Source organism: Exiguobacterium sp. SH3S1 (assembly GCF_004337105.1).
Lineage (GTDB): Bacteria > Bacillota > Bacilli > Exiguobacteriales > Exiguobacteriaceae > Exiguobacterium > Exiguobacterium aurantiacum_A.
Window position 1 is genome coordinate 96,099 of record NZ_SJUW01000003.1, and the last position, 20,809, is coordinate 116,907.

The 20,809-nt window shown below is 53.5% G+C and carries 18 protein-coding genes and 1 pseudogene; 13 read left to right on the forward strand and 6 right to left on the reverse strand.

The window, feature by feature from the left end:
• On the reverse strand, nucleotides 1-411 hold the full coding sequence (locus EVJ26_RS04945) for a GNAT family N-acetyltransferase (RefSeq protein WP_236635499.1): 411 nt from the start codon (nucleotides 409-411) through the stop codon (nucleotides 1-3).
• Nucleotides 412-797: 386 nt separating this feature from the next.
• Entirely contained in the window at nucleotides 798-1,562 is a 765-nt protein-coding gene (locus EVJ26_RS04950) for a sodium:solute symporter family transporter (RefSeq protein WP_370250905.1), read from the reverse strand.
• Between EVJ26_RS04950 and EVJ26_RS04955 the strand changes: the two are divergent.
• Nucleotides 1,525-1,836, forward strand: a pseudogene (locus EVJ26_RS04955) (zinc ribbon domain-containing protein); the annotation flags it as partial. The gene EVJ26_RS04950 and the pseudogene EVJ26_RS04955 overlap by 38 nt on opposite strands.
• A gap of 184 nt (nucleotides 1,837-2,020) precedes the next feature.
• Here the strand turns inward: EVJ26_RS04955 and mgtE are convergent.
• The gene (mgtE, locus tag EVJ26_RS04960; RefSeq protein ID WP_131458996.1) at nucleotides 2,021-3,379 is read right to left on the reverse strand and encodes a magnesium transporter; all 1,359 of its coding nucleotides are present in this window, start codon (nucleotides 3,377-3,379) and stop codon (nucleotides 2,021-2,023) included.
• A 335-nt stretch (nucleotides 3,380-3,714) separates the two neighbouring features.
• Between mgtE and arcA the strand changes: the two genes are divergently transcribed.
• The 8 genes from arcA (at nucleotide 3,715) to cydC (ending at nucleotide 15,392) form a co-directional block, all read left to right on the forward strand.
• Nucleotides 3,715-4,944 carry an arginine deiminase gene (arcA, locus tag EVJ26_RS04965; RefSeq protein WP_070329178.1) on the forward strand — a complete coding sequence of 410 codons (1,230 nt, stop codon included), beginning with the start codon at nucleotides 3,715-3,717 and terminating at the stop codon, nucleotides 4,942-4,944.
• Nucleotides 4,945-4,960: 16 nt separating this feature from the next.
• Nucleotides 4,961-5,989, forward strand: a complete 1,029-nt coding sequence (gene argF, locus EVJ26_RS04970; RefSeq protein ID WP_070329153.1) for an ornithine carbamoyltransferase — start codon at nucleotides 4,961-4,963, stop codon at nucleotides 5,987-5,989.
• Between the two features lie 53 nt (nucleotides 5,990-6,042).
• Entirely contained in the window at nucleotides 6,043-7,518 is a 1,476-nt protein-coding gene (arcD, locus tag EVJ26_RS04975; protein WP_131458994.1) for an arginine-ornithine antiporter, read from the forward strand.
• 15 nt (nucleotides 7,519-7,533) lie between these two features.
• Nucleotides 7,534-8,496, forward strand: coding sequence for a carbamate kinase (gene arcC / locus EVJ26_RS04980; protein WP_131469942.1), 963 nt, complete (start codon nucleotides 7,534-7,536; stop codon nucleotides 8,494-8,496).
• Between the two features lie 178 nt (nucleotides 8,497-8,674).
• The gene (locus EVJ26_RS04985) at nucleotides 8,675-11,017 is read left to right on the forward strand and encodes a glycoside hydrolase family 31 protein (RefSeq protein WP_131469944.1); all 2,343 of its coding nucleotides are present in this window, start codon (nucleotides 8,675-8,677) and stop codon (nucleotides 11,015-11,017) included.
• 121 nt (nucleotides 11,018-11,138) lie between these two features.
• On the forward strand, nucleotides 11,139-11,828 hold the full coding sequence (locus tag EVJ26_RS04990; protein WP_070329176.1) for a Crp/Fnr family transcriptional regulator: 690 nt from the start codon (nucleotides 11,139-11,141) through the stop codon (nucleotides 11,826-11,828).
• 127 nt (nucleotides 11,829-11,955) lie between these two features.
• Complete coding sequence (cydD, locus tag EVJ26_RS04995) at nucleotides 11,956-13,680, forward strand: thiol reductant ABC exporter subunit CydD (protein ID WP_131458991.1); 1,725 nt, start codon at nucleotides 11,956-11,958, stop codon at nucleotides 13,678-13,680.
• Nucleotides 13,677-15,392 carry a thiol reductant ABC exporter subunit CydC gene (cydC, locus tag EVJ26_RS05000; protein WP_070329149.1) on the forward strand — a complete coding sequence of 572 codons (1,716 nt, stop codon included), beginning with the start codon at nucleotides 13,677-13,679 and terminating at the stop codon, nucleotides 15,390-15,392. Before cydD ends, cydC begins: the two co-directional genes overlap by 4 nt.
• Before the next feature lie 262 nt (nucleotides 15,393-15,654).
• On the opposite strand, the gene EVJ26_RS05005 is transcribed toward cydC, so the two are convergent.
• From EVJ26_RS05005 to EVJ26_RS05015, 3 genes are all read right to left on the reverse strand, one after another.
• A complete protein-coding gene (locus tag EVJ26_RS05005; protein WP_070329148.1) occupies nucleotides 15,655-16,179 on the reverse strand; it encodes a hypothetical protein in 525 nt (174 codons plus the stop codon).
• 145 nt (nucleotides 16,180-16,324) lie between these two features.
• Nucleotides 16,325-17,395, reverse strand: coding sequence for a diguanylate cyclase (locus EVJ26_RS05010; protein WP_131469946.1), 1,071 nt, complete (start codon nucleotides 17,393-17,395; stop codon nucleotides 16,325-16,327).
• 77 nt (nucleotides 17,396-17,472) lie between these two features.
• The gene (locus EVJ26_RS05015) at nucleotides 17,473-17,808 is read right to left on the reverse strand and encodes a hypothetical protein (RefSeq protein ID WP_131458989.1); all 336 of its coding nucleotides are present in this window, start codon (nucleotides 17,806-17,808) and stop codon (nucleotides 17,473-17,475) included.
• An 88-nt stretch (nucleotides 17,809-17,896) separates the two neighbouring features.
• Here EVJ26_RS05015 and EVJ26_RS05020 point away from each other — a divergent pair, with 88 nt between their 5' ends.
• The 4 genes from EVJ26_RS05020 to EVJ26_RS05035 all read left to right on the forward strand — a co-directional run bounded on the left by EVJ26_RS05020 (nucleotide 17,897) and on the right by EVJ26_RS05035 (nucleotide 20,758).
• Entirely contained in the window at nucleotides 17,897-18,076 is a 180-nt protein-coding gene (locus EVJ26_RS05020) for a hypothetical protein (protein ID WP_016510109.1), read from the forward strand.
• 82 nt (nucleotides 18,077-18,158) lie between these two features.
• On the forward strand, nucleotides 18,159-19,109 hold the full coding sequence (msrA, locus tag EVJ26_RS05025) for a peptide-methionine (S)-S-oxide reductase MsrA (RefSeq protein WP_131458988.1): 951 nt from the start codon (nucleotides 18,159-18,161) through the stop codon (nucleotides 19,107-19,109).
• A gap of 13 nt (nucleotides 19,110-19,122) precedes the next feature.
• Nucleotides 19,123-20,415 (forward strand): DUF2252 domain-containing protein, encoded by a 1,293-nt coding sequence (locus EVJ26_RS05030; protein ID WP_131458987.1) that lies wholly within the window; start codon nucleotides 19,123-19,125, stop codon nucleotides 20,413-20,415.
• 70 nt (nucleotides 20,416-20,485) lie between these two features.
• Nucleotides 20,486-20,758, forward strand: coding sequence for a DUF5327 family protein (locus EVJ26_RS05035; RefSeq protein WP_131439374.1), 273 nt, complete (start codon nucleotides 20,486-20,488; stop codon nucleotides 20,756-20,758).
• Nucleotides 20,759-20,809 lie beyond the last annotated feature (51 nt).

Here is a 20,809-nt window from a genome sequence, read left to right on the forward strand (position 1 = left end):
CTATTCGTGAATCGTTTTTCGAAAACCGTAGAAGGGGCGGAAGTTCAAGCGTTCATAATACGTATGCGAGGAAGCGCTCGCGAGCATCTCGAGCCGCGTCTCAGGATAGAGTGCATGGACGTGTGTCAATAACCGTTCCCCGAGGCCAAGCCGGCGGTGCGAAGCAGCGATGAGCAACTCGCACACGTAAAGGCTGACTTTTGTGTCGGTCAAACCGCGAAGATAGGCGATCACGTGTCCCGTTTCAGACTCGATGACGAAAGCGACGTTCGAGTTTTTCCATGCTTCTTTTGTTTGTTCTTTTTGACTGACAAGTTGGTGCCAACCCTCGGCTTCGTTCAATCGTTGAATGTGGTCAAAATCAGTATCTTGATACGTTCGAATTTGCAAATCAATCAATCTCTTGTCCAACCGTCACCCTCCGATATGTAGTTGCACATCATCATTTTTCAATCAGCTTAATCAAGGGACATCACCCACATAAACATTAACCTAAATAATGGTAAAATGATAGGTGTTATTTTCCTGTAATAATATGATATACAAGTATTTTAAAGGTGGGAAGCAGGGGAGGGAGGATTGGTCGACAGATTTATCGCTACTGAACGAACAGGCGAATCGAGCAGAAAAAATATCCAGACGAAAAATCACCCTTACAGCTGAAACAACTCAGCTGTAAGGGTGATTTAAATGTCGAGAGTTTATCCGCTGCTCGCTTTTTCTTCGAGCTCGGTTTCGGTCGTTCCAAGGTTGTTCAAGTACACCTCGTATCTCGGGAGCCAGTACCGGTACGATACTCAGACGCGACCGCTCGTCGCGGCGAACAATGTCAGCGTCGCCGGCCAGAACCAGCCCGAGACGATTCCGTCCGCATAGGCAAGACCGATCGGAGAGAAGACGAAGTAGACGAACACCATCGAGGCGACGAGGATGATTGACGTCGAGATCGCATGACGCCAAGGCTTCACCCGACCGAGGTCGATCCGGATCGGCTTGATTTGTTGCATCGGACGCAGTTTGGCGAACAACAACATGATACTCGTCTCGATGACGAACAAGATGCCGTAGATGTGGATGAAGTTGATGACAAGGTCAAATCCGAACCATTGTTTCATACCCCAGACTAAGAAGTAGTACGTGATGACGTGGAAGCCGATGATGATGAGCCCGATGCCGTTGAGTGTATCCGACACCGAAACGGCGCGGAGGCCGCCGAAAATGGCGTAGATAGCGCGAATGATGCCGATGAACCAAATGACGAGCCAAAGTGACTGTTCAAAGCTGATCCCGAGCAGTTCAGGCACATCGAAGAGCTGAAGGACCGCGAGGCCGCCGGAATAGAGCATCGACGGAATCGTGACGCACATGTAACCGAACAAGAACAAGAGGACGGTCAAGCGCCGGACGTCCTCGTCATAGCGTTGACTTAAAAACTCAGGGATCGTCGTGATACCGATGCCGAGAAAGCGAGGCAGTAGGAATAGTGCCATGATGATGGCGGCAATCCCGGCCGTCACTTCCCATGCCATCGCCGACGTCGGTTGGTCGGAATTTTTCCGCATGCTCGCATACAAGGCCGACTGGTACGGGAAACAGGTGGTCAGGGTCGGGAAGACGTTCGCCTCGAGCCAGCTCTGCTCGGGTTGCGGCCATCGGCACAAAGACGTGAAACATCTCGCCTTGCGTGAGTGGGTATGCCCAGGCTGCGGCGCCCGCCACGACCGGGATGTCAACGCAGGACTGAACCTCAAACGAGAGGCCGAACGCATCCTGGCCTCTTCAACCGTCGGGACGACGGGGCTAGCCTGGTCAGGTTCCGGTCGTTCGACCGGATGACCCAGGAATCTCTCACCTCCAAGCGTAGCGTAGGTGGGGGTAGTTCAACCCTCCTTTTATTACTTCTTATCTATAAGTACTTTTCGTAATTACCCGCCTTGCACGATAATTATTTCCCGTCATCGCTTTTGTAAACAAACCGTAACAAAGCTCACACGAAAAAAGACACCTGAAACGTCAGGTGTCAGAAAAAGCGAAGCAATGAAGTGGCGACAGTGAAGTAGATGATCAATCCGAGATTGTCCACGACGGTCGTGATGAATGGACCCGAGGCCACGGCCGGATCGAGTTTCAGGCGGTTGATCAAGAGCGGGACGAGTGTACCGACAATCGTGGCAACGCTCAGTGAGGCGAAAATCGACAAGCCGACGATCATGCCGATCAAGGCGCTATCGTACAGGACCGTGATGACCCCGAAAATAACGACCATACAGGCGAGTCCAAGCAGGACACCGGTTCCGAACTCCCGGCGAATCATCTTGGCGACATTTTTTCGGTTGATCGTGCCGAGTGCGATTGAACGTACGGCGACGACGAGCGACTGGGTGGCGGCGTTTCCGGCCGATCCCATGACGAGTGGCATGAAGACGGCGAGCAAAACAATCGTCTCGAGCGTATCTTCAAATCCACCGATCGTCGATGCGGTGATCATCCCGAGGAACATGAGGCTGATGATCCAAGGGGCACGTTTTTTCGCTGCCTCGACCGGGCCCATGTTGATGTCAGACGAGCCTTTCGTCGCGGACAGTTCTTCAAAGTCTTCGGTCGTCTCGCGTTCGATGACGTCCATGACGTCGTCGACGGTGATGATGCCGAGCAAGTGATCATCGCTATCGATGACCGGGAGCGCGAGCAAGTCATACTTTTGGACGGTTCGGGCCAAGTCTTCTTGATCGGCCATGACGTGGGCCGAAACGACCCGCCGCCCCATGATGTCAGCGATGAGATGGTCGAGCGGGGAGACGATCAAATCACGGAGCGACACGACGCCGACGAGACGTCGGTCTACATCGATTACATATAAATAGTAAATCGTCTCAGCTTCAGGACCGAGGTCACGCAACTCTTCAAGTGTCGCCCCGATCGTTTTGTCGGCCTGTAGCACGATGAACTCGGTCGTCATAATGGCACCGGCCGTATCGTCCGGATAGCGCATCAAGTCTTTGACCTCGGTCGCCTCGGTCTCGTCCATCTGTTCGAACAGTTCGTTCATGAAATCGTCCGGAAGTTCGTTCATGAGATCGGCGGCATTATCCGAGAACATATCGTTTAAGACGCTGACCGCATACGGGCGCGGCATTTCTTGGATGAACTGTTGTTGTTCATCGAGCTCTAATTTTTCAAATAAATCGGTGTACTCTTCCGGTGATAAAGCGCTGTATATAAACGCCCGATCGGGTTGGTTGAGTTCGATGAAGATGTCGGCCTGTTCACCCGGGTGAAGTGTTAAAAACACGTCGCGGAAATCGACCGGATCCCCTTTTTGGATGAGCGCTGTCACTTGGGCTTCATGACGCGCGCGTTCTGTACGTTCGATGGCCATCGACTCACTTCCTTTTCTAAAGTCATTTTTCATATCCTGTCGTTATCGTACCTTAATTTGAAAAGAAAAAATAATGGATTTTATTCACAGTTCATACATCGTGTATCCATCCTAACCGTCGCTCTCTCCTTGTTCATTGATTCACAACCGTTTGTTCATTCAGTTTGACTCATATTGTATCCATTCTTTTGTGGAATCGACCACAATCAGAACGCTGGAATTACCCGCCTCGGAATTGGGTAAGTTGATAAGGTAAGGGTAGAAACACACCCGAATCACTAGGAGGAAGCGAGATGATATCGATGACGGATCAATTGACCGCACGGGATACGACGCTGAAACATCCGATTCACGTGTATTCAGAAATTGGTGAATTAAAGACTGTACTATTGAAGCGTCCAGGACGCGAACTTGAAAATTTGACGCCGGAGTATTTGGAACGACTCTTGTTCGACGACATTCCACATTTGCCGGTCATTCAAAAAGAGCACGACTACTTTGCGAGCGTGCTACAAAACCGGGGCGTCGAGGTGCTCTATTTAGAAAACTTGATGGCAGAGACGTTATCGCTGCCTGGCGTACGTGAACGATTCGTCGCCGACATTCTTTCGGAATCAAAATCAAATATTAACGGTTCATACGAGACGCTCAAAGAGTATTTACTCGCTTATGATAACGAACAGTTGATCGAGACGGTCATGGCCGGTATCCGTAAAACCGAGATCAAGCGCGAAAAGCGCCGTCATCTGCACGAGATGATCGAGGACACGTATCCGTTCTTTCTCGACCCGATGCCGAACCTGTACTTCACGCGCGACCCGGCCGCGGCGATTGGGAACGGCTTGTCGATCAATCGCATGAAAGAACCGGCGCGTCGCCGCGAATCACTGTTCACGCAATATATTATGAGATACCATCCACGCTTTGCGAAGCATGATATCCCGATCTGGTCGGATCGTGACTATCGGTTCGCGATGGAAGGCGGAGACGAACTCGTCCTATCAAAAGAAGTCGTCGCCATCGGGATATCGGAACGGACGACCGCCCAAGGAATCGAGCGCGTCGCCCTCAACTTGCTCGCGAACGGAGGCACGTTCAAGAAAGTCATCGCCATCGAGATTCCGAAGTCGCGTGCGTTCATGCACCTTGATACCGTCTTCACGATGGTCGACCACGATAAGTTCACGATCCATCCGTTCATCCAAGGACCGGGCGGCAAGATGAACATCTTCGAACTGACGTTGAACGCGGAAGGTGAGCTGCACATCACGCAACACACTGATTTGTTGAAAGTGTTAAAATCGGCTCTCGGCCTAGAGGAAATCGTGTTGATCCCATGTGGTGGTGGCGACCCGATCGCTGCGGCGCGCGAGCAATGGAACGATGGGTCGAACACGCTCGCAATCGCCCCAGGTGTCGTCGTTACGTATGACCGGAACTACGTTTCGAACGAGCTGCTCCGTTCAGAAGGGGTCGAAGTCATCGAAATCATGTCGAGTGAGTTATCACGAGGCCGTGGAGGCCCACGTTGTATGAGTTGTCCAATTATCCGTGAAGATATTTAACGAGGAGGAGAAACACATGTCCACAACGTTCAACTTTGATTTGAAAGGTCGTCATTTTTTATCGCTTAACGAGTTTTCGCGGGACGAACTGAACTACTTGATCGACTTATCGGCAGCGTTCAAACGTCAAAAGAAACAAGGGATTCCCCACCGGATTTGTGAAGGCAAGAACGTGGCGCTCTTGTTTGAAAAACCGTCGACACGGACGCGCTGTGCGTTCACAGTTGCGGCAATCGACCTCGGCATGCATCCTGAATACCTCGGGAAATCGGATATCCAGTTCGGGAAAAAAGAATCGGTCCGTGATACGGCGATCGTGCTTGGACGCATGTTCGACGGCATCCAATTCCGTGGCTTCGCTCACGAAACGGTGGAAGGTCTTGCACGGGATGGCGGGGTCCCGGTTTGGAACGGTTTGACGGACTTGTATCATCCGACGCAAATTTTGGCCGACTTCTTGACCGTCAAAGAACAAAAAGGTGATTTGGCTGGCATTCGTTTCGTCTACGTTGGAGATGGACGCAACAATATGGGCAACACGCTGTTGATCGGTGGTGCCAAAGTCGGCATGGACATGCGAATCTGTGCGCCGAAATCGCTCTGGCCGTCTGACGAGGTCGTCGATTACGCGCGTTCGGTCGCGGCTGAAACAGGAGCACGCATCACCTTGACGGAGAGCATCGACGAAGCTGTCGCTGATGCGGACGTCATCTATACCGATGTGTGGGTATCGATGGGCGAAGAAGCCGAATATGAAGAGCGGATCAAGCTCCTTCATCCGTACCAAGTGAATATGGACATGGTCGAGAAGACCGGAAATAAAGACGTCATGTTTCTGCATTGCCTGCCGGCGTTCCACGATTTAGAGACCGAGGTTGGGCGAGCGATTCATGAACAATATGGACTGAAAGAGATGGAAGTGACCGACGAGGTGTTCCGCAGCCGCCATTCATACGTGTTCGATCAGGCGGAAAATCGGATGCACACGATCAAAGCCGTCATGGCGGCGACACTCACCGATACGTTTGAATGGCTCGAACGCTAACGAACGAGGAGGCATGTCCTCCTCATTCGTACTAAACGAAAGGGATGAGTTATATGTCTACTAAATTAGATCATGACTCAAGTGGTTCGGCTGGTGCGAGTCCTAGCAAAAAAGATCAACGGTTAGGTCTTGGTGCACTGACAGCCCTCGTCGTCGGTTCGATGATTGGAGGGGGCGCCTTCAACTTGGCGGCCGATTTGGCCCAAGGCGCGAACGCCGGAGCTATTTTGATCGGGTGGGTCATCACCGGTATCGGGATTATCACACTCGGTCTCAGTTTTCAGAACTTGACGATGCGTCGTCCTGACCTAGACGGCGGTGTATACAGTTACGCCCGGGCCGGCTTTGGCCAGTTCGTTGGCTTCAACTCGGCGTGGGGCTATTGGTTATCTGCTTGGCTCGGTAACGTTGCCTACGCCACACTATTGTTCAGCTCGGTCGGTTACTTCTTCCCGATCTTTGAAGGTGGTCAAAACATCGCCTCGATTATCGGCGCCTCCATCATGTTGTGGCTCGTGCACTCGTTGATTTTACGAGGCATCCACGAAGCCTCGATGATCAACATCATCACGACGATCGCGAAACTCGTTCCGATTTTTGCCTTTATCACCATCACCTTGTTCTTCTTCAATATCGATAACTTCACGTTCGACTTTTGGGGCCAAGGCGGCTTCTCGTGGGGCAGTGTGAGAGACCAAGTCGTGTCGACGATGCTCGTCACACTTTGGGTATTCATCGGTGTCGAAGGGGCGGTCGTCTTGTCGGGCCGGGCCCGTAAGCGCTCGGACGTCGGGAAAGCGACCGTCATCGGCTTACTCGGTACGCTCGTCATTTACTTGCTCATCTCGATCATGTCACTCGGATTGCTGAACCCTGAGAGCGTGGCGAACGCTTCGCAACCGGCGATGGCGTATTTGCTCGAATCGGCTGTCGGGCCGTGGGGCGCGATGCTGATCAACGGGGGCCTCGTCATCTCGGTACTCGGTGCTTGGCTTGGATGGACGTTGCTTGCGGCGGAAATCCCATTTGTCGCCGGTAAAGACGGTGTCTTCCCGAAATGGTTCACGAAAGAGAATAAAAATAACGCACCGGCCAATGCACTCTGGCTCACGAACGGGTTGATTCAGTTGTTCCTCTTCACCTTCCTGTTCTCAGACGCTGCTTATAACTTTGCGTTCTCACTCGCTTCGAGCGCCATCTTGATCCCGTATGCGTTCTCGGCGTTCTACCAAGTCAAAGTCGCCAAAAACGGGCTCGGTTATAATGTTGGCGAACGTCGGACGCGTGACCTTATTATCGGTGCGGTCGCCTCGATTTACGGGATTTGGCTGATCTATGCGGCCGGTATCGACTATTTACTGCTCACGACACTTCTGTATGCACCAGGGACGCTGCTCTATATTAAAGCGCAGCGTGAGAACGGAATTAAGACGTTGACGAAAACCGAATGGATCGTGGCCAGCATCTTGACCGGACTCGCGATCTTGGCAGTCGTACGGATTGTATCAGGCAACATCTCAGTCATATGATCGGGGGAATCGAGCATGCGTAACAAACGAGTAGTCATCGCCTTAGGCGGGAATGCGATTCAACAAGGAAAAGATGCGACGGCGGGCGCTCAAATTCGGGCCGTCGAGGCGACGGCCCAGTCGTTGGTCGCCCTCATCGAAGAAGGCGTCGACGTCATCATCACGCACGGGAACGGTCCGCAAGTCGGAAACTTAATTTTGCAACAGGCGGCCGCGGACAGTGCAGCGACGCCGGCGATGCCGCTCGACGTCTGTGGAGCGATGACGCAAGGGATGATCGGGTATTGGTTCGAGAACGCCCTCACGAAGGCACTTCGGTCGCGCGGCCTCGAACGTTCCGTCGCCCCAATCGTGACGCGTTGTGTCGTCGATCCGAACGACAGCGCCTTCAGTCACCCGACGAAGCCGATCGGTCCCTTCTATTCAGAAGCGGAAGCGTCGGCGCTCGAACGATCGACGGGTCACATATTCAAAGAAGATGCGGGCCGCGGTTATCGCCGCGTCGTACCAAGTCCGTACCCGACAGCGATTTGTGAGCATACGGTCATCCGTGACCTCGTCGACAACGGCCACATCGTCGTCGCGTCCGGCGGCGGCGGGATTCCCGTCATCGACACTCCAGACGGATACGTCGGGGTCGAGGCGGTCATCGATAAAGACTTTGCCGCCGCGAAGCTCGCGGAACTCGTCGAAGCGGACATGTTACTCATCTTGACGGCCGTCGAGTACGTCTACGTCAATTTCGGGACGACCGAGGAAGCCGCGCTAACCGAAACGACGAACGAGCAACTCGAGACGTATATCGCCGAAGGTCAGTTCGCACCGGGCAGCATGTTACCGAAAGTTCGGGCCGCCTTGCAGTTTGCCGAGTCGGGAACGGGACGCGTATCCGTCATCACGTCGCTCGAGCAGGCGCACGCTGCTGTCCGAGGAGACGTCGGGACGAGAGTCCGGCTCGCCGCGACGCTCCAACAATGATCAACGCCGTAGACATCTCGTCTACGGTTTTTTTGTGCATAACGCGGACCGGCCGTTTTTGAACCGCGAACAAGGGGAAGGGTTGTTGTATGTCAAACCTGACATTGCTATCATCACCTGTAAACGATTGCACTAATATGGGGGAAGGATGTGACGAAGAGCGGCAACGCTCGAACTTATGCGTCTATTTGAACAGGAGAACGTATACACACAGCAAATGAAGCCACTTGCAGATGAACGTGCCGTCGTCCAAGGGAGCTGCTATCGCTTCACGGTATTGACGAGCCAGTTGATCCGGATGGAGTACGCCGAGGACGGTGTGTTCGAAGACCGACCGACCCAAGTCGTGTGGAACCGGGACTTTGACGTCCCTGACTTCCGGATCATCGAGGACGAGAGTGAACTGCAAATCATCACCGATCACGTTCATCTGTATTATACGAAAGGATCGTTCGCGCCGAACACGCTCTACGTCGACGTGAAAGGGAACTTTAGTACGTACTATAGCCGCTACACGTTCAACGGCCCGGAACGGACGCTGAAAGGGACGGCCCGAACGCTCGACCATGTCGATGGAGCGACCGAGCTCGGGGAGGGGATCGTCTCCAAGCAAGGCTATGCCGTCATCGACGACTCGGACTCATTTCTCATGACAGACGACCGCTTCGTTGAGCCGAGACGAACAGGTATCCATGATTTGTACTACTTCGGCTACGGACACGAATACAAGCAAGCGCTTCACGATTTTTATAAGCTGACAGGTCCGACGCCGTTGTTGCCACGAAAAGCACTCGGTAACTGGTGGAGCCGCTACTGGCGCTATGACGAGACCGAGTACAAAGGGCTCATGCGCCGGTTCAAAGAAGAAGATATCCCGTTCTCGGTCAGTGTCATCGATATGGACTGGCACGTCACCGACGTCCCTGAAGAGTACGGGAGCGGTTGGACCGGCTACTCATGGAATAAGAATCTGTTCCCGGACCCAAAAGGCTTCTTGACGTGGTTGAAAGAAGAGAACCTGCTCGTCACGCTGAACTTGCACCCAGCCGACGGGGTCCGGGCGTTCGAAGACCAATACGTGGCGATGGCCGAAGCGATGGGGCTCGACTCATCGAACGGGGATCGCATCCCGTTCGATTTCTCTGATAAACGCTTCATTCAAGCGTATTTTGAACAGATGCATCATCCGCACGAGGTAGACGGCGTCGATTTTTGGTGGATCGACTGGCAGCAAGGGTCGACCTCGAAAATGGAAGGGCTCGACCCGATGTGGATGTTAAACCATTATCATGCGGCCGATATTTCCCGAGACGGAAATCGTCCGCTGATCTTCTCGCGTTATGCCGGACCGGGCAGCCATCGTTACCCCGTCGGTTTCTCGGGAGATACGCTCATCTCTTGGGCGTCGCTTGCGTTTCAGCCTTACTTCACGGCGACGGCATCGAATATCGGTTACGGCTGGTGGAGCCACGACATCGGCGGGCATTACCGAGGGTCGAAAGACGATGAGCTCGCCGCACGCTGGGTCGCGTTCGGGGTGTTCAGCCCGATCATGCGCTTGCATTCGACGTTCAGTATCTTTAACGGCAAAGAGCCGTGGCGCTTCGGTCTCGAGTCCGAACGGTCGATGAAGTCGTTTTTACGACTCCGCCACCAACTCATCCCGTATTTGTACACGATGAACCGGCGTAATCATCAGGATGCGCTCCCGCTCATCCTCCCGATGTATTACGATCATCCCGACGAAGAAGCGGCGTATGGCGTGCCGAATGAATACTACTTCGGCAGTGAACTCGTCGTATCACCGATCGTCGAGCCGATGAACAAGCGGCTTCACGTCGCGGCGACGAACGTCTGGTTGCCGACAGGCGATTGGTTCGACTTCTTTACGGGTCATCGCTACGAAGGTGATAAGTCGATCCGAGTGTTCCGTGGGCTTGACGAGCAGGCCGTGTTCGCGAAAGCTGGAGCGATCGTCCCGCTGGCCGCTCATCGCTCTGGACGCAACGACACCGACAACCCGACCGATCTCGAGGTCGTCGTCTTCCCAGGGGCATCGAACACGTTCACGCTGTATGAGGATAACGGGACCGACCGGGCTTATGAGACCGGGGCTTACGCCGAGACGACGTTCACCCTCGACTGGGACGAGCGCAGCCTGCACGTTCATATCACGGGCGACACGTCCGTCTTACCGTCAGACCGGACCGTCACATTACTCGTACGCGGGGTGACCGGTTCGGGCGAGTATAAACCGGAGACGCAGACGTTACGACACGAACTCGGTAAAATTGATGAGGAAGTGACGGTGTCGCTCCCTGTCGAGGTGACGAACAACGGTCATCGACTGGAGCGCTTGTATCGCTTCATTGACCGCGCCGAGATATCTTACGATTTGAAAGACCGCCTCTACCGGATGGCGGCGTCGAAGACGAGACTCGAAGCATGGCTGTTCGATCTGCATGCGCTTGAACTCGAACGCGATTTGCAAGATGCGATCATGGAATTGATGCTCGACTGAGGAGAGGGGGCAACCCCTCTTTTGTCTTGTCAGAAAACTGTCGGAATTTGAAAGCGTTTTCACAAGTTGGGTCTCGTATACTAAAAGAAAGATCACCAGTTCGGGAAGCGAGGGATTGAACATGAGACAGCAATGGACAGTCGACGATTTAAGACAACTCGATATCTTCAATAAATGCACGAGCCGCGAGCTAGAGAGCTTGCTACCGCACGTATACTGTCGAACGTACCGCAAAGGGCAGCTTTTATTCATGGAAGGCGACCCACGTGAGCGCGTCTACTTTTTAATCAGTGGGTATGTGAGGCTCGAGCGGTGCAATGAAACGGCGACCCATCAATACACCGACTACTTGAAGCCGAAGCAGCTGTTTCCGTACCGGGGACTGTTGACGGAAACGTATTACCAACATTCGGCGGAAGCGCTGACCGATATTGAAGTCATTTATATGCCGACGGATCGCTTTGAAGCGCTCGTCTCAAGAAATGCGACGATGCTCTTGCACATCGTCGGTCAGATGAATCGAATCCTTGACCTTCATGAACGCCGTGTTCAGGAAATCATCACGCCGAGTGCGAGCGACCGGGTGATCAATACGATCCATTACTTGATTGAAGACCTCGGAGAAAAAGAAGCCGACGGTGTGCGCGTACGTTGTCCGTTCACGACAGTTGAAATCTCGAGACTGTCGGGGACATCGCGCGAGACCGTGTCCCACATCTTATCGCGACTGCGCAAAGAAGACATTCTCCAGTTCGACGCCCGTCAACTCGTGACGTTGCATCCTGAGTATTTTGAACAAGCGACACACTGACGCCACGCTCCATTCGTGGCGTTTTTTTGCACGTCTCGACAAGCGAAGCGTTCGCTATGGACCCTTACATCAGTTATAATTAGTGAGAATCATCACAAAGAAAAATTGTCATGCACGTTTAGAAAGGATGAACGCAGTGAAACGACTGCAAGCTCTCGCTTTGGCCGAGAAAGGACATATCGTCGGGCTCGTCATCGCCGCGGTGATGATCGGGTTGTCCATCTTGGCTCAGGCTTATTTGATCGTCGACGTCGTCGACCGAGTATTTTTAAAAAACGAATCGTTCCAAAGTGTCATCCCGTCTCTAGGTTGGCTCGTGCTCGCGCTGCTCGCACGTGCCTTGTTCGGGTATGTCTCGGGACGCATCGGTGCCAACTTGTCGGAGCGGGCGAAGCGGACGCTTCGACGTCAACTGCTCGACCGCTACACATCGAATCCGATCGAGACGTCTCTATCCGGACAGTCCGGGAAGAAAGTCAGTGTCTATATGGATGCGGTCGATGAGGTCGATGCTTACTTTAGCCAGTACTGGCCCCAAGTCATCCAGACGTCGATCATCCCGCTGCTCATTCTCGTCGTCGTCTTCAGTCAGCACTGGATCTCGGGTGTCATCATGATGGTGACCGCGCCGTTCATTCCAATTTTTTTCATCATCATCGGTATCGCGACCCAGAAGAAGTCTGAAGAGCAGATGGAGAAAATGAACCAGTTCTCAGGGAAATTTTTAGACGTCCTTCAAGGATTGACGACACTCAAGCTATACGGACGTGCCGAGCAAGAAGCGCAAGCGATCGAGAAGAGCAGTCTCGACTTCCGGGACGCGACGATGGTCGTCTTAAAGACCGCTTTCTTGTCAGGGCTCATGCTCGAGTTCATCTCGATGCTCAGCACCGGCGTCGTCGCCTTAGAAGTGGCGCTCCAGATGGTCGTTTGGCAAAACTTGACGTTTTTCGCCGGCTTCTTGATTCTCGTCTTGGCCCCGGAATACTATTTAGCGATCAAAGACCTCGGCAGCGCCTTCCATACCGGGCGTGGTAGCATGGGTGCGGCCGATCGTATCTTCGAGGCGCTCGACGCCCCGGACGACCGCATCGAGTGGGGAGACAGACCGCTAACAAACCGGACGCCCGAACTTGTTCTCGATGCGGTCTCGTTCCAATATGAAGGGGGGCGCTTCACGCTCCACCCGCTGAGCGGGGTAATCCCGGCACGGTCACACGTCGCCTTGGTCGGCGCGAGCGGATCAGGCAAGACGACCGTGTTGAACGTGCTGTCCGGTCTTGTGAAACCGGACAGCGGCCGCGTCCTCGTCGACGGGGAGCCGCTCGAATCGTTCACCGATACGTCTTGGTACGGGACAATCGGGTATATTTCGCAAAACCCGTATTTGTTCGCCGGCAGTCTCGCCGCTAATATCGCCCTCGGTGAGACGGCGGACGAGACTGACATCATGCGGGCGGCTGAAGCCGCCGGCCTCGTCGAGGTCATCGCCAATTTGCCGGACGGATTGAATACCGAGCTCGGAGAAGGCGGTTACGGATTGTCCGGTGGTGAGCGGCAACGCCTCGCCCTGGCCCGTGCCTTCTTGAAGCGTCCAGGTATCATCTTGTTCGATGAACCGACGACCGGTCTCGATTTGGTGACCGAGAGAATCGTTCGGCGCTCGATCGAGGAGTTGTCGCGTGACGCGACGCTTGTCACGGTCGCGCACCGTCTCCATACGATCAAGCAAGCGGACGCGATTTGGTTCATGGACGAGGGTAACCTCGTCGCGAACGGCACACATGAACAGTTGCTCGCTGTCCCGGCCTACGCCGACTTGTTCACGTTACAGAAAGGGGTGAGAGGATGAACTCACTTTGGACGATCACAAAATGGATGATGAAAGAGAAAAAGGATATCATCCTCTCGATCTTCTTCGGCTATACGGCAGGACTCGCGGCTGTCGCCTTGTTCGCGGCGAGTGGATATCTCGTGTCGCGGGCCGGCCTTGTGCCGCCCCTCTATGCGCTCATGGTACCGGTCGTCCTGATCAAGCTGTTCGGCGTCATTCGGGCGGGGAGCCGCTACCGCGAACGCTTGGCGTCACACCGGGCGACGTTCACGATTTTAAGCGAACTGCGCGTCCGGTTTTATCGCCAGCTCGAACCGCTCGTGCCGAACATCTTCGCCAAATACCGGAGCGGGGACTTGCTCGCCCGTGTCGTCGGAGACGTCGAAAGCCTTCAAAACTACTTTTTGCGGGTGTTTTATCCGCCAATCATCTTAGTGCTCGTCTTCTTGAGCACGATCTTCTTCGTCACGTTCTTCTCGATGACGGTCAGCCTTTGGCTCGTGTTCGGGGTGTTCGTGACCGGCTTTTTGATTCCGATCTTGTTTGCCGGCATCCGAGCGAAGCATGACCAGGAAATTCGGGCCTTGCGCGGCGATTTGTCGAGCGGGGTGACCGAGATGATGTACGGGTACCGCGATTTATTGTTGCACGACCAGCTCGGCCAGACCCGTGACGACTTGCTCGCTCGAAGCGATCGTTACGCCGCTGCACAGCGCCAAGACGTGACGAACCAGTTCTTTAACTCGTCGCTCGTCGTCGCCGCGTCACTGCTCGTGTCGTGGGGCGTGCTCGCGATCGGTGCCTACCTTGTCGTCGATGGCGAACTGGACGGCCTGTTCTTGGCCATGCTCGTCATGATGTCATTGACCGCGTTTGAGAACGTGACACCGATGGCGGTCTTCCCGGGTCACTACGCCGATAGTAAACAAGCGGCAAACCGCTTACTTGAGGTCGTCGAACCGAGTGATCACCTCGTGGCGGCAGAAGCGGCACGTGACGACATAGCGCTTCAGACGGCGCCTGACATTTCGTTTGAACGTGTAAGTTACCGCTATCCGGATACGTTCCGTGCCGTCCTAGACACAGTTGATGTGACGTTACCGCGCGGATCGAAGACCGTGATCGTCGGCCCGAGCGGGTCTGGCAAGTCGACGCTCCTGCAACTGTTGCTCGCGTTTGTAAGGCCAGAGACAGGCGAAGTACGAATCGACGGTCAGCGCTTGAATGAGGTCACACAAACATCGGTCTGGTCTCAAGCGAGTGTCGTCATGCAAGAGAACCACTTCTTTTTCGGTACCGTCCGAGACAACTTGGCCCTTGCCGGAGACTTCTCCGATGACGAGATGGAGCTGGCGCTGCGAAGCGTCCGCCTCGGTTTCGCGCTCGATGAGCCAATGCTCGAGAAAGGGGCGAACTTGTCCGGAGGGGAACGGCAACGGCTCGCCATCGCCCGGGCGTTGTTGAAGAACGGGTTGCTCTGGATTTTAGATGAAGCGACGTCGGCGTTAGACGCGCGCACCGAATCCGATGTGTTCGCTGAAATCTTCCGGAAGGCGGACGAGGCGACACTCGTCATGGTCAGCCATCGTCTGACCGGGCTCGAACGGTTCGACCAAATCATCGTCATGGAAGCAGGTCGCATCATCGAGTCAGGGTCATACGACGATTTGATGCGCGCCCGCGGCATGTTTTATGAGTTGAAACAAATCGAACAAGATGTGTTCGCCTGAACGAAAAAAACGAGCGGCTCCGTCGGAGAGCCGCTCGTTTTTATATGGCAAATCTGGGTGCAACAAATGGGGGTTGTCGCAATGCTTTCAAAAAGAGTGTCGTGGAGGGGAATCCACGGGCCGTAACAAGTTTTGGGGAACGGTTACGTCCAGCTGTGGCAGCTACAACTCGAGTATAAGTGATAACGATTCTCATTGTCAATTAGAAAAATAAAAATAAACCGCAGACGGGATGTCTGCGGTCGAGGTCGTACGAGTCGAGTCAGTTTGACGGAACGCCTTTACTGAGTGTAAAGCGGATCAAGCTGAACAAATAACGGATGTAGAACAAGGCGAACGCGTAAAATACAGCGACTGCCGGTGCGTTCAATTCGACACCCGGAATGTTCATGAGAAACTCCAAGATGAGAATCGATAGCAAGAAGACGTAGAGTCCAGCATCGAGATAGAGCGGCATCAGCTTGCCGCGTTGATGCCAAAACGTCCGGACGAGCGGGGCGACGATCATTCCGATGATGCGCTCGGCGAAGCCGATGCTAAGCACGGCGATCATAAAGGCGGCTACCGTCTCGAACGTCACAAGTTTTGAGAAGGCAAACATGGACATAAGCAAGAGCGGCCCGATGAAAATCATCATCGAAAGGGACGTGCGTAAAAAGATGAGTAAGTTCTGTTTGATTGTGTCGACTCCCCCAAAGAGCGACTGTCGGAACGTCTTGCCACGTTGATAGTCGAGGACGAACGATCCCACGAACATCAATCCGAATAGCGATAACAATATTGTCATGAAATGTGTTTCCCCTTTTTCTAGTCAAATCTATGATTAATTATGTTTATCCTAACCAAAGTCTAGCCTAGTGTACCGATTCGCTAGTTGAAAGTAAAGCGGGAAAACTGTCAAAGTTAGTAAAGTTTTGAGAACGTTATCGGCTTTATAAAGCCAAAATGAAACGGTTTCGTCCAGATTCTTTTGCGTGGTATAACGCTTCGTCGGCATGCTTCAAGACGCTATCAACTTCGATATCGTTCGAATGACAGGCCCCGAGCGAGACGGTGATGTGAAGCGTGCCTGCACTCGTCTCGAATGGGAACGTCGAGACTTTTTCTCGTATAGATTCGGCGAGACGGGACACTTCGTCCTTTTGAGCGTTCGGCATGATGATCAGAAATTCTTCACCACCGAAACGGCCGACGAGATGTCGGTCGTCACTTTCGGTGACGAGCAACATGCCGAGCTCGCGTAGTACGTCGTCCCCGACATCATGACCGTACGTGTCGTTGACGCGTTTGAAGTGATCGATATCGACGAGGATGAGGGCGTACGCTTCCGCCTCGACGGTCAAGTTGGCCATCGCCTCATTCAACAGACGGCGGTTGGCGATACCAGTCAAAGCGTCGGTACGGGCCAGTTGCTGCTGATGTTGAACGTTCTCAAAGTGGCGTCTCAGCTCTTGGAGCAAGCGATAAGCGGCACATGCCCCGGCGTAGATCACAACGATATAGACGAATAAAATGGGATAGAACAGTTCGAGCGGGAGGGCATAGTAGAGCGCCGACCCGAACGCAGCGACGCTGATCGTCGTGAAGACAAGGAGCGTGTTACGGGTGTTGTCGAGCTTGAGCCGCAACAGACTTGTCGGCAGGACGAGTGCGACCATCGTCGCGATAGCTAAGTAAAATCCGACGTATTCGCCATCCGTTATCATGAAAAAACGACCGATGAGAAACAACATACCGGCGACGACACCGCTCACCCAACCGCCGAACAAAACGGCGAGCATAATCGGGATGGAACGAAGGTCGATCAATATTTTTTCGAGATGAAGCGCGTTCGCGAGCAAAATCAAGGCGATGAGACCGCTCTGGATACCGAGCAGGATACGCAACTTAAAAGGTGACTGGGGCGTAATTCGAGGCCGGTTACGAAACGGCAAGAACGAGATGGTGAACAGGGTGAACAGAATACAAAGGTTGATGAAAAAAGAGTTGATGATGGTGAGCATACACGTGTCCCCTTGTGCGAGATAGAAATCATTAATTCAAGTATGACAACTCTGGATCGCGATGAATCGTCAAGCTGTTACCACTCACGCCATTCCTCCGTGATGTCTTCATCGGTTTCATACCCGGCGATGGCTGCACCGGCTCGGATGAAGTCGTACAGCTCCTCACGTTCGAGCGTCTCGATAAAATGGTCGTGCTCTTCGTCGAGGCCGTTCAAACGCAGGACGACATCGCGGACTGCCCAGAGGATCGCTGCTTCAGAGCCGTCGGAATGGGTCAAAGCGCTCGTATAACGCCGGAGCGCGGCGTCGACAGCGAGGATCGCCGACAGCGTATAGACGTCGTCGCCTTCGTTCAGCCGGTCTTCCCACAACAAGGTTGGGCGGTTCGCCCACAACTGGTCAAAATCCATGGATGGATCCTCCTTCTGGCCGTGATTGTATCTTCCTCTCTATAATAGCAAAAAAGTTTGGTATGATAGATGAAAAGGGGGACTGTCCGTGCGTTATTGGGATCATTTTAAACGAGCGTTCATTCCGATCGCGCTCATCTTAATCGGTTTAGCCATCTTTTACACATTATCGGCACGAAACAACCTGGTGTTGACCATACTTGGGGCAGCGATCGTCGGTGTGATTTTATTTTTAGTGATGCGCCATATGAACCGGGTCGAAGACTGAAGACGAGAACACGTTTGGGGTTCTCGTTTTTTGTTGTCAGCGTGCTTTTTTGGGTACACTACATAGTAAGGAGGGATTCATTATGGCAAAAGCTACATTTGCGGGAGGCTGTTTTTGGTGCATGGTCAAACCGTTTCATAAATACGAAGGTGTCGAACGAGTCGTGTCCGGTTACACAGGCGGACACGTCGACAATCCGACATACCAACAAGTCTGTTCGGAGACGACGGGTCATCTAGAGGCGATCGAAGTGACGTTCGACCCGGAGGTCATCTCATACGAGGAGCTGCTTCGGATTTACTGGCGACAAATCGATCCGACAGACGGGGGCGGACAGTTCAACGACCGCGGCGAATCGTATCGACCGGCCATCTTCTATCATTCGGAAGAACAACGGGACGCGGCCGAACGCTCGAAGCAAGAAGTCGAGAATTCGGGACGGTTCGAACGTCCGATCGAAGTCGAGATCCGTCCGGCCAAGACGTTTTGGGAAGCCGAGGACTATCATCAAGACTACTATAAGAAAAATCCGTTCCGCTACGAGATGTACCGGGTCGGCTCGGGTCGCGCCAAGTTCGTGAAAGAAGCGTGGAGCGATAAGAAACAAAAACAAGAACTGAAAGACCGTTTGACGCCGATGCAGTTCAAAGTCACGCAAGAGAACGGGACTGAACCGCCGTTCCAAAACGAGTATTGGGATGAGGAACGGGAAGGGTTGTACGTCGATGTGATCGATGGCACGCCGCTGTTCACTTCTCGCGACAAGTTCCAGTCGAACTGTGGCTGGCCAAGCTTCGCGCGACCGATCGAAGAGAAGCGGCTCGATGTGAACATGGACACGACGCACCACATGGTCCGGACGGAAGTGCGTTCGAAGCATGCCGACAGTCACCTCGGTCATCTATTTGACGATGGTCCGAAAGAACTCGGCGGCTTACGCTACTGTATCAATTCGGCTTCGCTCCGATTCATCCCGAAAGAAGAGCTCGAGTCTGCGGGATACGGGGAATACAAACATCTATTCGACGCATGAAGGGGAGACAGCCATGTTCACATCCGTCAAACAACAAATTCGCCGTGATACGATCGCGACGGTTCTAGATTATTACGATCATTCGATCCGGAACCTGACCGAAGCGGCACGGCGGGAAAAGTACGACAAGATGAGTACGAGTCCGTTCTCGTTCTTTCGTGGAAGCTCGCATTTGTTCTATTACGATTTTGCGAAAGTACCGCTCGCTTTCGATACGAGCGAGGCCTATCCGACGTTCATCCAAGGAGATCTTCACTTTGAAAACTTTGGGGTGTTCGGGGACGGGGCCGGGACGATCATTTATGATGTGAACGACTTTGATGAGGCATACCTCGGTTCGTATTTGTTCGATGTGCTCAGAATGGCCATTTCTGTCGACTTGTTCGCCGCCGAATCGGGCTTCGATTCCAACGAAGCGATTGAAGTGTACGCCGAGACGTATGCGCTCGCCATCAGACGGTACGCGAAAGGGAAAGACGGAGACGTGCAGTTTACGAAAGCGAATACGTCTAAAGCCATCAAAAAAGTGATCAAGAAGGCAGAGAAGAAGCAAGACGCGTTCATGTCGGAACGGACCGAAGTCCGGGACGAAGAACGTTACTTCGCGACGAGCGATGACTTAATCCCGGTCAGCGAGAAGACGGCGACGAAAATCAAACAGGCGTGGCCTGAGTATTTGAACTCGTTGTCGGGAGAGCATCGCCATCACGCCGATCATTACGACATCAAAGACATCGCCATTAAACGCGAGAGCGGGACGGCCTCGATCGGGCTCGAACGGTACTATATCTTGATCGAAGGGGCCGACGAGGAACATGACGAGGATGTCATCTTAGAGATGAAGCAAGCGCAATCGGCCGTCCCGTCCTTGTTTTTGCCGACCCATCCGTTGTTCGAGGACGGTCTGTCCCATGAAGGTGCGCGGGTCATCGCTGCCCAGCGTGCCATGGTGCATAGCCAAGACCCGTATCTCGGTTACTTCACGATCGACGGCAACGAGTATTACGTGCGGCAACGTTCGCCCTACAAACGGAAAGTGAAAGCGAAGCACATCAAGAACGAATCGTCGCTGATCGAAACGTTAAAAGTCCAAGCCGAGATCACGGCGAAAATCCATGCCCGGGCCGATGCGGACGCGAACGTTCTCGAGTATGAGGCGAGCGAGCGGATTGCGGAAGCCATCGGAGAGGCGCTGCCGTTGTTCGTTCGTCAAATCTCACGCTGGGCCCATTTTTACGCCAATCAAGTTCGTTTCGATTTCGAGGCGTTCACATCATGGGTCGAAATACGGTCTGAATCCGACTGAACCGAGCAAGACACTTGCGGTGAGGGACGGGTTTGTTTCAAAATGAGAGGGAAAAGGATGTGTTCGACCTATGATCACTGAGCAACAAGTCATCGCGCAAATGAAACACGTGATGAGTCAAATCGAACAGTCGAGCGGAGAGACGCAAAAGCGCCATCTGGCCAAGTTGATGGGTTACTGTGAGCTCATGTTGGCGGAGACGACACCCGCCGCACCGGTCGCGCAGGCACCTGTCGTCTCGGCGGAGCCGAAGCAACCGTTAGACCGGCAAATGGCCGCATTCCTCGGCATCCCTCTAGAGGATGAAGACGAACCTAAAACCGATTCGCTGCTCGATTTCTAAGCTGTGCCCTCGTGGCATGGCTTTTTTTATGAGGCGTCCACATTGACTTAT